11 protein-coding genes, 1 pseudogene and 1 riboswitch are annotated in these 15,592 nt (G+C 71.9%); of the genes and pseudogenes, 7 read left to right on the plus strand and 5 right to left on the minus strand.

Annotated elements, in window-relative coordinates; all coding sequences use genetic code 11:
* Positions 1 to 5 precede the first annotated feature (5 nt).
* Positions 6 to 3,572, minus strand: coding sequence for a cobaltochelatase subunit CobN (gene cobN / locus VF106_RS06980; protein ID WP_330838749.1), 3,567 nt, complete (start codon positions 3,570 to 3,572; stop codon positions 6 to 8).
* A 24-nt stretch (positions 3,573 to 3,596) separates the two neighbouring features.
* Here cobN and VF106_RS06985 point away from each other — a divergent pair, with 24 nt between their 5' ends.
* The 3 genes from VF106_RS06985 to VF106_RS06995 all read left to right on the plus strand — a co-directional run bounded on the left by VF106_RS06985 (position 3,597) and on the right by VF106_RS06995 (position 6,959).
* A complete protein-coding gene (locus VF106_RS06985; RefSeq protein WP_330838750.1) occupies positions 3,597 to 4,724 on the plus strand; it encodes a ferredoxin-like domain-containing protein in 1,128 nt (375 codons plus the stop codon).
* Between the two features lie 115 nt (positions 4,725 to 4,839).
* Positions 4,840 to 5,457, plus strand: coding sequence for a precorrin-8X methylmutase (locus tag VF106_RS06990; RefSeq protein ID WP_330838751.1), 618 nt, complete (start codon positions 4,840 to 4,842; stop codon positions 5,455 to 5,457).
* Positions 5,454 to 6,959 (plus strand): precorrin-2 C(20)-methyltransferase, encoded by a 1,506-nt coding sequence (locus VF106_RS06995; RefSeq protein WP_330838752.1) that lies wholly within the window; start codon positions 5,454 to 5,456, stop codon positions 6,957 to 6,959. The genes VF106_RS06990 and VF106_RS06995 overlap by 4 nt, the downstream gene beginning before the upstream one ends.
* Here VF106_RS06995 and VF106_RS07000 read toward each other — a convergent pair.
* Positions 6,931 to 7,659, minus strand: a complete 729-nt coding sequence (locus VF106_RS07000) for a cobalt-precorrin-6A reductase (RefSeq protein ID WP_330838753.1) — start codon at positions 7,657 to 7,659, stop codon at positions 6,931 to 6,933. The genes VF106_RS06995 and VF106_RS07000 overlap by 29 nt on opposite strands.
* Before the next feature lie 181 nt (positions 7,660 to 7,840).
* Between VF106_RS07000 and VF106_RS07005 the strand changes: the two genes are divergently transcribed.
* Positions 7,841 to 8,911, plus strand: coding sequence for a cobalt-precorrin-5B (C(1))-methyltransferase (locus VF106_RS07005; protein ID WP_330838754.1), 1,071 nt, complete (start codon positions 7,841 to 7,843; stop codon positions 8,909 to 8,911).
* Here the strand turns inward: VF106_RS07005 and cobM are convergent.
* Both cobM and cbiE read right to left on the minus strand, forming a co-directional pair.
* A complete protein-coding gene (gene cobM / locus VF106_RS07010) occupies positions 8,835 to 9,596 on the minus strand; it encodes a precorrin-4 C(11)-methyltransferase (RefSeq protein WP_330838755.1) in 762 nt (253 codons plus the stop codon). The genes VF106_RS07005 and cobM overlap by 77 nt on opposite strands.
* Positions 9,593 to 10,789, minus strand: a complete 1,197-nt coding sequence (cbiE, locus tag VF106_RS07015) for a precorrin-6y C5,15-methyltransferase (decarboxylating) subunit CbiE (protein WP_330838756.1) — start codon at positions 10,787 to 10,789, stop codon at positions 9,593 to 9,595. The genes cobM and cbiE overlap by 4 nt, the downstream gene beginning before the upstream one ends.
* Positions 10,790 to 10,801: 12 nt before the next feature.
* Positions 10,802 to 10,953: riboswitch (cobalamin riboswitch) on the plus strand.
* Between the two features lie 29 nt (positions 10,954 to 10,982).
* Here cbiE and VF106_RS07020 point away from each other — a divergent pair.
* From VF106_RS07020 to VF106_RS07030, 3 genes are all read left to right on the plus strand, one after another.
* A complete protein-coding gene (locus VF106_RS07020; RefSeq protein WP_330838757.1) occupies positions 10,983 to 12,926 on the plus strand; it encodes a putative cobaltochelatase in 1,944 nt (647 codons plus the stop codon).
* Positions 12,926 to 13,540 carry a cob(I)yrinic acid a,c-diamide adenosyltransferase gene (gene cobO / locus VF106_RS07025; RefSeq protein WP_330838758.1) on the plus strand — a complete coding sequence of 205 codons (615 nt, stop codon included), beginning with the start codon at positions 12,926 to 12,928 and terminating at the stop codon, positions 13,538 to 13,540. Before VF106_RS07020 ends, cobO begins: the two co-directional genes overlap by 1 nt.
* A gap of 79 nt (positions 13,541 to 13,619) precedes the next feature.
* Positions 13,620 to 15,008 carry a cobyrinic acid a,c-diamide synthase CobB gene (locus VF106_RS07030; RefSeq protein WP_330838759.1) on the plus strand — a complete coding sequence of 463 codons (1,389 nt, stop codon included), beginning with the start codon at positions 13,620 to 13,622 and terminating at the stop codon, positions 15,006 to 15,008.
* Here VF106_RS07030 and VF106_RS07035 read toward each other — a convergent pair.
* A pseudogene (locus tag VF106_RS07035) lies at positions 14,978 to 15,592 on the minus strand (CbtA family protein); the annotation flags it as partial. The gene VF106_RS07030 and the pseudogene VF106_RS07035 overlap by 31 nt on opposite strands.

The following is a 15,592-nucleotide window of genomic DNA, read 5'->3' on the forward strand; positions in this document are numbered from 1 at the left end:
CCTTCCTACGTGTCGGCCTCCAGGTCGCCTTCCGTCCGCAGGTACAGGGCTCGCAGGGCGTTCAGTGTGTTCTCGTCCGGCGTGGCCCACATCTTGCGTTCTGCCGCCTCGAGGAGGCGTTCTGCGATGCCGTGCATGGCCCACGGGTTGGACTCGGCGAGGAACTTCTGGTTCTCCTCGTCCAGCAGGTAGGTCTGGGCCAGCTGCTCGTACATCCAGTCGGTGACCACACCGGTGGTGGCGTCGTAGCCGAACAAATAGTCCACAGTGGCCGCGAGCTCGAATGCGCCCTTGTAGCCGTGCCGGCGCATGGCGGCGATCCAGCGCGGGTTCACCACCCTCGAACGGAAAACCCTGGCGGTCTCCTCGGTGAGCGACCTGGTGCGTACGGCGTCCGGGCGGGTGCTGTCGCCGATGTAGGCCGCCGGGGTGCGGCCGGTCAGCGCGCGGACGGTCGCGATCATGCCGCCGTGGTACTGGAAGTAGTCGTCGGAGTCGGCGATGTCGTGCTCGCGGGTGTCGGTGTTCTTTGCGGCCACGGCGATTCTGCGGTAGGCGGCCTCCATGTCCTCGCGGGCGGCCCTGCCGTCCAGGCCACGGCCGTACGCGAAACCACCCCACACCGCGTACACCTCGGCGAGATCCTTGTCGTCGCGCCAGTTGTGGCTGTCGATCAGCGGCAGCAGGCCGGCGCCGTACGAGCCTGGCTTCGAGCCGAACACGCGTGTGGTGGCGCGCCGCTCGTCGCCATGTGCCGTCAGATCCGCTCGTACGTGGGCTCGCACGTAGTTGTCCTCTTCGGACTCCTCCAGCGCGGCGACCATCCGCGCCGCGTCGTCCAGCAGGTGCACCACGTGGGGGAACGCGTCCCGGAAGAAGCCGGAGATCCGGACCGTCACGTCGATCCTCGGGCGGCCCAGCTCGTCGAGGGGAACGACGGTCAGGCCGCTCACCCGGCGGGACGCCTCGTCCCAGACCGGCCGAACTCCCAGCAGTGCGAACACTTCCGCGATGTCGTCGCCCGACGTGCGCATCGCCGAGGTGCCCCAGATCGACAGGCCGACGGAGCGTGGCCAGTCACCGGTGTCGGCGCGGTAGCGGGACAGCAGCGAGTCCGCCATGGCCTGGCCCGTCTCCCACGCGAGCCTGCTGGGGATCGCCTTGGGGTCGACGGAGTAGAAGTTCCGCCCGGTCGGCAGCACGTTCACCAGGCCACGCAACGGCGAACCACTCGGGCCTGCCGGGACGTAGCCGCCCGCGAGCGCGTGCAGCACGTGGTCCAACTCGTCGGTCGTGCGGTCGAGCCTCGGCACGATCTCGGTGGCGGCGAACCGAAGCACGTCCCTGACCGCCGACGGCAGGTCCTCGTCCACTGCCTCCGGCCGCCATCCTTGTGACTCCATCGTGGACACCAGAGCCAACGCGGTCTCCTCGATCTCATCCACAGTGGACCGACTGGCGGAGCCGTCCTCCGCGAGGCCCAGCGCTTCACGCAGACCAGGCAGCGCGTTGGCGTCGCCGCCCCACACCTGACGTGCCCGCAGCATCGAGGACACCAGGTTCACCCTGGCCTCGCCGGTCGGCGCGACGCCGAGCACGTGCAGGCCGTCGCGGATCTGCGCGTCCTTCACCTCACACAGCCAACCGTCCACATGCAACAGGAAGTCGTCGAACTCCGCGTCGTGCGGCCGGTCGCCGACGCCGAGGTCGTGGTCGAGCTTGGCGGCCTGGATGAGCGTCCAGATCTGCGCGCGGATGGCCGGCAGCTTCGCGGGGTCCATCGCGGCGATCGAGGCGTGCTCGTCGAGCAGTTGCTCCAGCCTGGCCATGTCGCCGTAGCTCTCCGCTCGCGCCATCGGCGGCACGAGATGGTCGACGAGGGTGGCATGCGCGCGCCGCTTCGCCTGCGTGCCCTCGCCGGGGTCGTTGACCAGGAACGGGTAGATGAGCGGCAGGTCGCCGAGCGCGGCGTCCGTCGCGCAGGAGGCGGACATGCCGAGGTTCTTGCCGGGCAACCACTCCAGGTTGCCGTGCTTGCCGAGGTGGACCATCGCGTGCGCGCCGAAGGTGTCGCGGATCCACCGGTAGGCGGCCAGGTAGTGGTGGCTGGGCGGCAGGTCCGGGTCGTGGTAGATCGCGACCGGGTTCTCGCCGAAACCGCGTGGCGGCTGCACCATCACGACGACGTTGCCGGCGACCAGTGCCGCGAGGACGATCTCGCCGTCCTTGTCGCGGGAACGGTCGACGTACAGCTCACCGGGCGCCGGACCCCAGTGCTGCTCGATGTTCTCGCGAAGGTCGTCCGGGAGGGTCGCGAACCAGGCCCGGTAGTCGGCGGCCGCGATACGCACCGGGTTGCCGGCGAGCTTGTCCTCGGTGAGCCAGTCGGGATCCTGGCCGCCGGCCTCGATGAGGGCGTGGATCAGCGCGTCGCCGTCCCCTGCGTCGAGCCCCGGCAGTTCGTCGACCGTGTATCCGTTGGCGCGCATGGTGTTCAGGAGCCGGACCGCGCTGGCGGGAGTGTCGAGGCCGACGGCGTTGCCGATCCGGGCGTGCTTGGTGGGGTACGCGGACAGTATGACCGCGACCTTGCGCTCCGCCGGCGGCACGTGCCGCAGTCTCGCGTGCCGGACGGCGATGCCGGCGACCCGCGCCGCCCGCTCCGGGTCGGGCACGTACACCGACAGCCCGTCCGCGTCGAGTTCCTTGAAGGAGAAGGGAACCGAGATCAGGCGGCCGTCGAACTCCGGCACCGCCACCTGGGTCGCGGTGTCCAATGGTGACAGTCCCTCGTCGCTGTCCGCCCATACCTCCCGGCTCCAGGTGAGGCACAGTCCCTGGATGATGGGCACGTCGAGAGCCGCCAGCGCGCCGACGTCCCAGGCGCCGTCGTCGCCACCGGCCGACGCCGCGGCCGGGGTGGCGCCACCCGCGGCGAGCACGGTCACCACGAGCGCGTCCGCCTTGCCCAGCAACGAGATGAGGTCGTCCGGCGCGGTACGCAGGGACGCGCAGAACACCGGCATGGCCTGCCCACCGGCGTCCTCGATGGCGTCACACAGGGCCTCGACGAACGTCGTGTTGCCGGCCATGTGGTGCGCCCGGTAGTAGAGCACGGCGACGACCGGCCCGTTCCCGGTGCGGGCACCGCGTTCCAGTTGTCCCCAGACGGGCGTCGCCGCTGGCGGGGCGAAGCCGTTGCCCGTGAGCAGCACGGTGTCGGACAGGAAGTTCGCCAGCTGCTGGAGGTTGTCGCGGCCGCCGTGTGCGAGGTAGGCGTGTGCTTCGGCGACCACTCCACCGGGCACTGTGGACAGCTCCATCAGCTCGGCGTCGGGGGCCTGCTCCCCGCCGAGCACCACGACCGGACGCGGCCCGGCGAGCAACGCGTCGAGCCCGTCCTCCCAGGCTCGCCGGCCACCGAGCAGCCGGACGACGACCAGGTCGACCCCGTCGAGAAGCGCGGGCAGGTCGTCGAGTCCAAGCCGCGCCGGATTGCCGAGCCGGTAGCCCGCGCCGCTGGCGCGTGCCGAGAGAAGGTCCGTGTCGGAGGTGGAGAGCAGCAGGATCACGAGATTCGACTCTATATTCAGTTCGTGCCAACCCGGAACCGTGAGATCGACGCCTGCCCCGGCGTACTCGCCACCCACCAGGCGGCCGACGGCGCGGTGGCCCGAGTCCGCGTGCCGGGCGGCCAGCTGACGGCGGCCGCCTTCGCGACGATCTCGGCGGGCGCCGCCGAGCTGGGCGACGGCACGATCGAGCTGACGTCACGGGCAAACCTGCAGGTCCGCGGCTTGTCGGACGGTGCAGCGCTCAGCACGCGGCTCGGCGACGCGGGCCTGCTGCCGTCGGCAACGCACGAGCGGGTGCGCAACATCCTCGCGTCCCCGCTGACCGGCCGCGACGGCTCCACGGACGTCCGCCCGCTGGTGACCACACTGGACCGAACACTGTGCGCACGCCCGCGGCTGGCCGACCTGCCGGGCCGGTTCCTGTTCGCGATCGACGACGGCCGGGGTGACGTCGCGTGGCTGGGCGCGGACGTGTCTGCCCTGCTGACCAGCGAAGACAGTGCCGCGATCCTGCTTGGCGGGCAGGATCGCGGGCTACGGACACCGCTCGACGGCGTCGTGGACACGATGCTGGCCTGCGCCGAGGCATTTCTCACATTCCGCACCACCGAATGGCGGGTAGCGGAGCTGACGAACGGCCCCGACCGCATCGCCGCGCTGGCCTGTCCTGAAGGGCACCTTCAGGACGTTGAGTGTCCCGAGGGGCACCTTCATGGCATGGGGCCCGGCCGGGTCGGGCAGGCCGACGGGCTTGTGTCGCTCGTCGCCGGTGCGCCGCTGGGATGGCTCGACCGTGCCCAGGCCGCCGCTCTCGTCGACACCGCCGCGCCGCTGGTGGTCACGCCATGGCGCGGCATCGTGGTCGCCGACCTCACGCCGGCGCGCGCCGACGAGATGGCCGGCCGGCTGCGGGAAACCGGGCTGCTGCTCGATCCGGACGCGCCCCTCGCCCGCGTCACCGCCTGCACCGGACGACCCGGGTGCGCGAAGGCACTCGCCGACGTTCGAGCCGACGCCGCACCCGTCCCCGACACCACGTTGCCCGTCCACTGGTCCGGCTGCGCACGTCGGTGCGGACGGCCGCGCGGCAGGGTGGTCGACGTGATCGCGACCGGGAACGGTTACACGACAACGGTGGGAGACTCATGAGCGAAGCTTGCGGAGCGAATCATTGCCATCCAGGACGCCGCCGAGCCCGCGGAGGGCGCCGGTGTAGCGGAGCCTGCGGAACGTTCCGGCGCCACGGAGCGGGAGCGGCGGCGTCATGAGCTACATAAAGGACGGTGCCGCGATCTACCGGCAGTCGTTCGCGACCATCCGTGCCGAGGCCGAACTCGCCGGGCTCGCCCCGGACGTGGAGCGGGTGGCGGTGCGCATGATCCACGCGTGCGGGATGGTTGACCTCGTCGACGATCTCGCCTACTCCCCCGACGTCGTGGCCAAGGCACACGCAGCGCTGGCCGCCGGGGCGCCGGTCCTGTGTGACGCGCAGATGATCGCGTCGGGGGTCACCCGGCGGCGGCTGCCGAAGGACAACGAGGTGCTCTGCACCCTCGCCGACCCGCGCGTGCCGGCGCTCGCGGAGTCCCTCGGCACCACACGCAGCGCGGCCGCGCTCGAACTGTGGGGTGACCGGCTCGCGGGCGCGGTCGTGGCCATCGGCAACGCGCCGACCGCGTTGTTCCGGCTCCTCGAACTGATCGACGCCGGTGCGCCGCGGCCCGCGGCGATTCTCGGGCTCCCGGTGGGTTTCGTGGGTGCCGTGGAGTCCAAAGTGGCCTTGACCGAGACCGACCTGCCGTACCTGGTGGTGCACGGCCGGCGCGGCGGCAGCGCCATGGCCGTCGCCGCCGTCAACGCGATCGCTAGCGAGGTGGAATGAGTACCCTCTACGGGGTTGGGCTCGGGCCAGGGGATCCGGAACTCCTCACCATCAAGGCCGCGCGGCTCATCGGTTCGGCCGATGTGATCGCCTACCACAGCGCGCGGCACGGCCGCAGCATCGCGCGGGGCGTCGCGAAGCCGTACCTGCGGGGTGACCAGATCGAGGAGCCGCTGGTCTATCCGCTGACCGTGGAGACGACCGACCACCCCGGCGGCTACCGCGGCGCGCTGGCCGACTTCTACACCGAGAGCGCCGCGAAGCTGGCCGCCCACCTCGACGCCGGCCGGGACGTCGTGCTGCTGTGCGAGGGTGACCCCCTGTTCTACGGGTCCTACATGCACATGCACACCCGGCTGTCCGGCCGCTACCGGACGGAGGTCGTGCCGGGCGTGACGTCGGTGAGCGCGGCCGCCGCCGTCACCGGGCGTCCGCTCGTCGAAGGGGAGGAGGTCCTGACCGTCCTGCCCGGCACGCTGCCGCCCGAGGAACTGGCGGCACGGCTGGCCGCGACGGACTCCGCCGCCGTGCTCAAGCTGGGTCGCACGTTCGAGAAGGTACGCAAGGCACTCACCGACGCCGGCCGGCTCGACGAGGCACTCTATGTCGAGCGCGCGACGTGGGACACCCAACGGGTCGAGACTCTGTCCGAAGTGGACCCCGACACGGTGCCGTACTTCTCCCTCGCGCTGCTGCCAAGCAGACGTGCGGCGGACACCGCGACCGCCAACGCGACCGGGCCGGAACAACGCCAGGTCACCGGTGAGGTCGTGATCGTGGGTCTTGGGCCAGCAGGCCGGCCATGGTTGACCCCTGAGGCGCAGGAAGCCCTGGCGTGGGCGGACGACCTGGTCGGCTACGGCCCTTACCTGGACCGCGTCCCGCCGAACCCGAGGCAGCGCCGACACCCGTCGGGCAACACGGTGGAGGCCGACCGTGCCGCGCTCGCGCTGGAACTGGCCAGGGCGGGCCGGCGCGTCGCCGTGGTCTCGTCGGGCGACCCGGGCGTGTTCGCCATGGCGAGCGCGGTGCTCGAGGTCGCTCAGGAGTGGACGGACGTGCCGGTCCGGGTGGTGCCGGGACTGACCGCGGCGCAGGCGGTGGCCAGCAAGGCGGGTGCCCCGCTGGGCCACGACTTCTGCACGATGTCGCTGTCCGACCGGCTGAAGCCGTGGGACGTGATCGCGTCCCGGCTGACCGCCGCGGCGGCGGCCGACTTCGTGATCGCGATCTACAACCCGGCGTCGAAGACCCGCCGCACACAGCTCGAGGCGGCGAAGGAACTGCTGCTGTCCCACCGTGCTCCGGACACGCCGGTCGTGGTGGGCCGGGACGTCGGCGGCCCGAACGAGTCGGTGTCCGTGGTGGGGCTCGCCGAGCTTGACGTGTCCACAGTGGACATGCGGTGCCTGCTGATCGTGGGCTCGTCGCGAACGCGGGTGGTGACCCGGCAGGACGGGACCAGGCAGGTGTTCACCCCACGGCACTACCCAGCCAGCTGAGCGCCTCGCCGACGGTCGCGACGATGGCGACGTCGGGTGGATCGGGCCGCCGGACGACCACGACGGGAATCCGCAGTTCCCGCGCCGCCGTGAGCTTCGCCGCGGTGAGCGTGCCGCCGCTGTCCTTGGTGACGAGCACGTCGATCCGGTGTTCGCGCATGAGGGCCAGTTCGCCGTCGAGCGAGTAGGGCCCTCGGTCGAGGAGGAGTCGCATGTGGACGGGGAGCGGCGGCTCGGGTGGATCCACGCACCGGACGAGGAACCATCGGTCTGACGCCGCGAAGGCGGCGAGCCCTTGCCGTCCGGTGGTGAGGAAGACCCGGGTGCCGAGATCCGGCAGGAGTGCGGCGGCCTCGGCGAGGGAGGCCACCCACCGCCAGTCGTCCCCGTCGACGGCTGTCCACCCCGGCCGTCGCAACAGGAGAAGCGGCACCCCGGCGAGCCGCGTGGCCGTGGCGGCGGACGTACTGATCCGCTCGGCGAAGGGGTGGGTGGCGTCGACGACGGCGTCGACGTGCTCGGCCCGCAGCCACTCGGCCATGCGCTCGGGCCCGCCGAACCCACCGACCCGCACCTCACCGGCGGGCAGCCTGGGCTCCCGCACCCGCCCGGCGAGCGTGGAGATCACACGCAGCCCAGGCACGCCGACCAGACGCGCGGCAAGCTCCCGAGCCTCCCCCGTCCCACCGAGAACCACCACGCAGCGCCGACTCCCCCGGCCACGCGCCGTGAGAGGCGCGTTCACCACAGAACCCCGTGCTGCGAACGCCGTGTTCGCGCCACCGGCGATGTCCCGAAAGACGCTTTCGGGTCGTTGAACGTCATCAGCGCGTCTTTCGAGACATCGGGACCCAGCGGCACCGGCATGGCAGGCTGGGGCCGTGAGCGAGAGCCTGCGCCGCGGTTGGACGACCGGCGCCTGTGCCACGGCGGCCACCAAGGCCGCCGTCACCGCGCTGCTCACCGGCGATTTTCCCGATCCCGTCCAGATCACACTGCCCAAGGGACACACGCCCTCCTTCGCGCTCACCCAGACCTCGCTCAGCGCCACCGAGGCCATGGCCGCGATCGTCAAGGACGCCGGGGACGATCCCGACGTCACGCACGGCGCCACCATTCGCTCGACGGTCCGGCGTGGCGAGCCCGGCGCGGGCATCGTCTTCCGCGCCGGACCCGGGGTCGGCACCGTCACCAAGCCGGGGCTGCCGCTCCCCGTCGGCGAGCCCGCCATCAACCCCGTGCCGCGGCAGCTCATGCGGGCGGTGGTCGCGGAGGCCGGTGTCACCGACATCGTGATCGAGATCTCCGTCGACGGCGGCGAGGAACTCGCCCGCCGCACCTGGAACCCGCGCCTCGGCATCCTCGGTGGACTGTCCATTCTGGGCACAACGGGCGTCGTTGTCCCGTATTCCTGTTCCGCGTGGATCGACAGCATCCGCCGCGGCGTGGACGTCGCCCGCGCCGCCGGGCACCGGCACGTCGCCGCCTGCACCGGCAGCACGTCGGAGAAGACCGTCACCGAGCTGTACGGCCTGCCCGACGACGCCCTGCTCGACATGGGTGACTTCGCCGGCGCCGTGCTCAAGTACCTGCGCCGCCACCCCGTCCCACGCCTCACGATCGCGGGTGGTTTCGCCAAGCTGTCCAAGCTCGCCGACGGTCACCTCGACCTCCACTCCGGACGGTCCCAAGTGGACCTCGACAGCCTCGCCAGCCGGGCCGGCATGCCGGAGATCGCCGCCGCCAACACGGCACTCGAGGCTCTGCAGCTGGCAGCGACGGCCGGCGTCCCACTCGCGGACCGGGTCGCCGACGCCGCACGCCGCCAGGCACAGGACGTGCTCGGCACAGCCGAGATCGAGGTCGACGTCCTGGTCATCGACCGGACTGGGCGCCCTGTCGGTCACGCGCCACGGAATACAGGTGACTGTCCGGGAACTCCGACGCCGTGAGCACCGACCCCACGACGATCACCGCCGTGCGCCGCACGCCGGCCTCGTGCACCTGTGCGGCGATCGTCGACAGTGTGCCACGCAGCACCACCTCGTCCGGCCGCGACGCGTACGCCACCACCGCGACCGGGCACTCCGGCCCGTAGTTCGGCAGCAGTTCCTCGACGACCTGGTCGATCCGCTGCACGGCCAGGTGCAGCACCAGCGTGGCGCGCGACCGGCCGAGCGAAGCCAGGTCCTCCCCCTGCGGCATCGGCGTGGCCCGCGCCGACACCCTGGTCAGCACCACCGTCTGCCCCACGCCGGGCACCGTCAGCTCACGTCGCAGCGACGCCGCGGCCGCCGCGAACGCCGGCACCCCGGGCACGATCTCCCACGGCACACCCGCCGCGTCGAGTCGCCGTGACTGCTCGGCCACCGCGCTGAACACCGACGGATCACCCGAGTGCAGCCGCACCACGTCCTGGCCGCGCTCGTGCGCCGCGACCAGTTCCGCGATGATCTCGTCGAGTGTCAGATCCGCGGTGTCCACCAGCCGCGCGTCCGGCGGACACGACGCCAGCAACTCGGTCGGCACCAGGCTCCCGGCATACAGGCACACGGGTGTCGTCTCGATCAACCGCTGCGCCCGCACGGTGATCAGATCGGCCGCTCCCGGCCCAGCACCAACAAAGTGCACCGTCACGTTCGTACAACCTCCCACTGTGTCACCGGCATCATCGGCTTCCATCCTGTGAAGCCGCCGACCGGGGCCGCTCTGCTGACCTCGATCCTGGTGAGTGTGCCGCCCACGCTCGCCTGCCATCGGGTCAACACGGCCTCCGACTCCAAGGTCACCGCGTTCGCGACGAGCCGTCCACCGACCCGCAACGCCGCCCAGCACGCGGCCACCACACCGTCCCCGGACACGCCACCGCCGACGAAGACCGCGTCCGGGGACGGCAGGTCGGCGAGTGCCTCCGGTGCCCGACCGTGCACCACGGTCAGGCCCGGCACCCCGAGCGCCTGGGCGTTCGCCGTGATCCGGGCGGCCCGCTCTGGCCTGGACTCCACCGCCACCGCCGCGCAGCTCGGATGGGTCCGCAGCCACTCGATCGCGACGCTGCCCGAGCCGGCGCCGACATCCCACAGCAACTGCCCGGGCAGCGGGGCCAGGGCGGCCAGGGTGATCGCCCGCACCTCACGCTTGGTGAGCTGTCCGTCGTGGTCGAACGCGTCGTCGGGCAGTCCGGGGGTGCGACCGAGTGGGGTCACACCGGGTGCGGCACGGCAGTCGAGCGCGATCACGTTCAGTGCACCGGCCTGGCCGGACCAGGTCGCGGCCGTGCCGTCGTGGCGCCTCTCCCCCGGCCCGCCGAGATCCTCGAGCACGGTCATCGGGGTGGGGCCGAACCCCCTCGACCGCAACAGTTCCGCCACCTTCGTCGGCGTCTCCGCGCCGGCGCTGAGCACCAGCACCCGCCGGTTCGGCAGCACAAGCAGCGACTCCACGGGCCGGCCGACCAGGCTCACGACCTCGACGTCCTCGACCAGCCAGCCGAGCCGGGCACACGCGAGCGACACCGACGACGGGTGTGGGATCACCCGCAGGGCGCCGGCGCCCAGCAGGCGCGCGAGCGTGCCGCCGACGCCGAAGAACATCGGGTCTCCGCTCGCGAGCACGCACACGTGCCGCCCGTCGTGCTCGGCCATCAGCGGCTCGACGGCCGGCAGCATGGGTGACGGCCACGCCACCCGCGTCGCGTCCGAGTCCGGCAGGAGCCCGAGCTGCCGCGAACTGCCGATCACGACCTCGGCGGCGGACAGTGCCTCCTGGGCGGCGGCGGACAGGCCGCGCCAGCCGTCCGCCCCGATCCCGACCACGGTGATGGTTGCCACGAGACCAGCACGGTAATCGACAGCCGCCCGGATGTCTGACACGATGCCAGAAGACCTTGCAGCAGGGTGCCCGAGGAAACCAGTGTGAATCTGGTGCGGTCCCGCCACTGTGACCTGGAGCGATCCGGGGAAGCCAGACACTTGGCCCCAGCTGATGCACCGACTCGGGCGCGGACCCGGGGAAGGATGGGCGATGTCCGCCGGTTACCCGTTCTCGGCTGTCGTCGGGCATGACGACCTCCGCCTGGCTCTCCTGCTCAACGCCGTCCATCCCACCATCGGTGGGGTTCTCGTACGAGGCGAGAAGGGCACCGCGAAGTCCACTGTGGTTCGTGGGCTCGCCGCGTTGCTGCCCGCCGTTCGGGTGGTGGAGGGCTGCCGGTTCAGCTGCGACCCGGGCGCGCCGGATCCGAACTGTCCGGACGCCCCCCATGATCTCGTCGACAGCACTCGTGCCGCCCGGCTCGTCGAGCTGCCCGTCGGGGCCACTGAGGACCGACTCATCGGTTCCCTTGACCTGGAACGCGCGCTGACCGAAGGAGTGCGTGCCTACCAGCCCGGGCTGCTGTGCGCGGCGCACCGGGGCGTGCTCTACGTCGACGAGGTCAACCTGCTCCACGACCACCTCGTCGACCTCCTGCTGGACGCCGCCGCCATGGGCCGCGCACACGTCGAGCGCGAGGGTGTCTCGGTCTCGCATGCCGCGTCGTTCCTGCTGGTCGGCACGATGAACCCGGAGGAGGGCGAGCTGCGACCGCAGCTGCTCGACCGGTTCGGGCTCACCGTCGAGGTGGCGGCGGCCCGCGATGTGGACGTCCGTACCGAGGTGATCCGCCGGCGGCTCGCGTTCGAGGCCGACCCGGCCGGTTTCGCCGCCGAGTGGGCCGCGGCGGACCGGGAGCTTGCGGACCGGATCGTCGCGGCACAGCGGGCCCTGCCGTCCGTTCGGTTGCCTGACAAGGAGTTGCGCCGGATCGCGGCGCTCTGCGCTTCGTTCGGAGTGGACGGCATGCGCGCGGACCTCGTGGTGGCCCGCACGGCGATGGCGCACGCGGCGTGGCGGGGCGGCGAGGCCGTCGAGGAACAGGACGTCGAGGCGGCCGCCCGGCTGGCGCTACCCCACCGGCGGCGACGCGACCCGTTCGACGAGCCCGGCCTCGACGAGGAGCAGTTGCAGCAGGCGTTGCGGGACGCGGCAGACAGCGCCGAACCGCCACTCCCGGACGACGACCCGGACGGCACCGACGGCCCGGGTGGCGAGCCACCTCCCACCGAGTCCAGTGTGGACGGTAACGGCTCCGGCGGGCAGAGCCAGCCTGCGGCCGTGCCTGATCCGGCGTTCCGGGCGCGACTGCTGGCCGTCGACGGGGTCGGTGAGGGCGCGCCGGGACGTCGCTCCCGTGCCCGCGCCGGCTTCGGCAGGACACTGCGGGCCACGCAGTCGGGTGGGCACGGCGTCCACCTCGTCGGCACGCTCACCGCGGCCGCGCCACACCAGACGACCCGAGGTCGGACGGGCGCCGGGATTCTGTTGCGCCGCACGGACATCCGGCACGCCGTGCGCGAGGGCCGGGAAAGCAACCTGGTGTTGTTCGCGGTGGACGCGTCCGGGTCGATGGCCGCACGCAAGCGGATGTCCGCGGTCACCGGCGCTGTGGTGTCACTGCTGCTCGACGCCTACCAGCGCCGCGACAAGGTCGGGCTGGTCACGTTCCGCGGCACGGCGGCCGATCTGGTGCTCCCACCGACCTCCTCGGTGGAGGCGGCGGTCGCCCGGCTGCGGCGGCTGGGCACGGGCGGTCGGACACCGCTGGCCGAGGGGCTGCTGCGTGCCCACCGAACCCTGACCACAGAACGACTGCGGGACCCACGCCGGCGACCGCTGCTCGTGGTGGTCACCGACGGCCGGGCCACCGTGCCGCTGCGCCATGATCCCGTCGAGGATTCCATGCGGGTGGCGGGTTTGCTGGCCGCGGACGGCGTGGCGAGCGTGGTGGTCGACTGCGAGCGTGGGCCTGTGCGGCTCGGGCTGCCCGCCCGGCTCGCGACGGCGCTCGGTGGCACGTGCGTGCGGCTGGACGAACTGTCGAGCGACGTCGTGACGGGCGTGGTCCGCGCCGCACGGGGCGCTGCCTGATGCCTCAGGGTAAACCGGAGACGGTGCCGGCGGACGGGCTCACCACGCGGCAGCGCCGCAACCGCCCCCTGCTGATCGTCCACACGGGAGAGATGAAGGGCAAGTCGACGGCCGCGTTCGGGTTGGCGCTGCGTGCGTGGAACCAGGGTTGGCCGATCGCGGTGTTCCAGTTCGTGAAGTCCGCGAAGTGGAAGGTCGGCGAGGAGAACGCGTTGCTGGCGCTCGGCGAGACACACGACCGTACAGGCCAGGGCGGCCCGGTCGAGTGGCACAAGATGGGCGCGGGCTGGTCGTGGTCCCGCAAGCAGGGCGACGAGGAGGACCACGCGGAGGCCGCCCGCGAGGGCTGGCGGGAGATCACCCGTCGCCTCGCTGAGGAACGACACACCCTGTACGTGCTCGACGAGTTCACGTACCCGCTGAAATGGGGGTGGATAACCGTGGACGAGGTGGTCACGACGCTCACGTCCCGCCCAGGCCACCAACACGTGGTGATCACCGGCCGCAACGCACCCGAGGAGCTGGTGGCGGCGGCGGACCTGGTGGTGGAGATGACAAAGATCAAACACCCGATGGACACGGGCGCCAAGGGCCAGAAGGGCATCGAGTGGTAACCCCCGCGAGTCGCGCGTTCGGCCCCCGCGAGTCGCGCGTTCAGCCCCCGCGAGTGACGTTTTCGGGAACAGGGGCCGCATGGTAGGCCGCGTCGTCATCGCGGCCCCGGCCTCCGGGAGCGGCAAGACCGTGGTGGCCACCGGGCTCATGGCCGCTCTGCGGCGGGCGGGGCACGTGGTGGCGCCGTTCAAGGTCGGGCCCGACTACATCGATCCCGGATACCACACGCTCGCCGCCGGCCGGCCCGGACGCAACCTCGATCCCGTGCTGGTGGGCGAGTCGCTCGTCGGGCCGCTGTTCGCGCACGGTTGCGCGGGTGCCGACATCGCGGTCGTCGAAGGCGTCATGGGGTTGTTCGACGGCCGCGTGGACAACGGTGTGGGTTCGACCGCCCACGTCGCCGAGCTGCTCGGCGCGCCCGTGCTCCTGGTCGTCGACACACGCGGCCACAGCACCAGCCTCGCCGCGTTGCTCCACGGGTTCCGCACCTGGAAACCGGAAGTCCGCCTCGCCGGGGTGATCCTCAACCAGGTCGGGTCCGACCGGCACGAGGCCGTCCTCAGGAACGCCTGCGCCGACGTCGGTCTCGACGTGGTCGGGGTGTTGCGTCGGCACGCGCCGGTCGAGGTGCCGTCCCGCCATCTCGGGCTGGTCACCGCGGCGGAACACGGCGCCGCCGCGGTGAGAGCGGTCGACGCGATGGCCGAGCTCGTCGCGGGCGGCGTCGATCTCGCGGCGGTCGCGGCACTGGCCAGGGGCGGACCCGAGTTCACGCCGTGGACGCCGGAGCTGACACCGGTGCCCGGCCGTCCGGTCGTGGCGATCGCCGGCGGGCCCGCGTTCACGTTCGGCTACGCGGAACACGCCGAGCTGCTCCGCGCGGCCGGCGCGGCCGTGGTGGTCGTGGATCCGTTGCGGGACACCGTGTTGCCGGCCGACACCGCCGGGATCGTGCTCCCCGGCGGGTTTCCCGAGCAGTACGCGAGCGAGCTGTCCGCCAACACCGAGCTGCGCCAGGCGGTGGCGAACGCCCGCGTGCCCGTGCACGCCGAGTGCGCCGGACTTCTCTACCTGGCACGGTCTCTGGACGGTCACCCGATGTGCGGGGTGCTCGACGCGCACGCCACCATGACCGACCGGCTCACCCTCGGCTACCGGGACGTCGTCGCGACCGCGGACTCAGTGCTGTACCAGGAGGGCACCCGGCTGACGGGGCACGAGTTCCACCGCACGACGATCACCCCGACGCACGGCGAGCCGCCTGCCTGGCGCTGGCGCACCGGCTCGGACGGCTTCGTCACCGACCGCGTCCACGCGTCCTATGTGCACATTCACCCGGCGGCGGCGCCGACCGCCATCGCCCGGTTCGTCGAGCGCTGCAGCAACGCGGCGAACGCGACACCGATCGTCACCCACAACACGGCCTGCGTGCCGAGCGAGGCGAGCCGGAAATCCCACAGCGTCTGAGCGGGAAACCCGTCCGGCACCTCGTGGAAGCTCGGCAACAGCGCTGCGGCACCCGACACGGCCGCCACGTAGGCGACCCCGGCCCCGACCGCGGCGAGCCATCCCGCCCTGGCCAGGTAGACCGCCACGATCGCGAGGAGCACGGAGATCGCCATCATGCCGAAGTACGCGGCCGTGCGGTCACCGATCGTCTCGGCCCGGCCCACGGCGGGCGGGTTCGGCGGATAGACCACGTACGGCACGAGCACCACGGCGACGAACCCGACCGCGGCCACCGTGAACGCGGTGGCCCGAGGCCCCAACGTGCCGAACCGACCGTAGGCGAACGCGAACGCGAGCGCGACGAGACCACCGAGCGCGGCACCGAACGCACACGTCGCGATGGCGAGTCCAAGAGTTCGTTGCACGCCACGGGAAACCGGCTCCGCAGCCTCCTCGTGCTCACCGGTCGCGTGGTCGTGTTCCTCCAACGCGATGGCCGCCTCGACGGGCGGCTCACCGACCACCGACGCGAACCCGAAGGCGAGAACACCGCCGAGCAGACCCGCGAGCAGACCCCACACCAGCAGGGAGCGCATGGACAT

Source organism: Actinophytocola sp. (assembly GCF_036378875.1).
Taxonomy (GTDB): domain Bacteria; phylum Actinomycetota; class Actinomycetes; order Mycobacteriales; family Pseudonocardiaceae; genus Actinophytocola.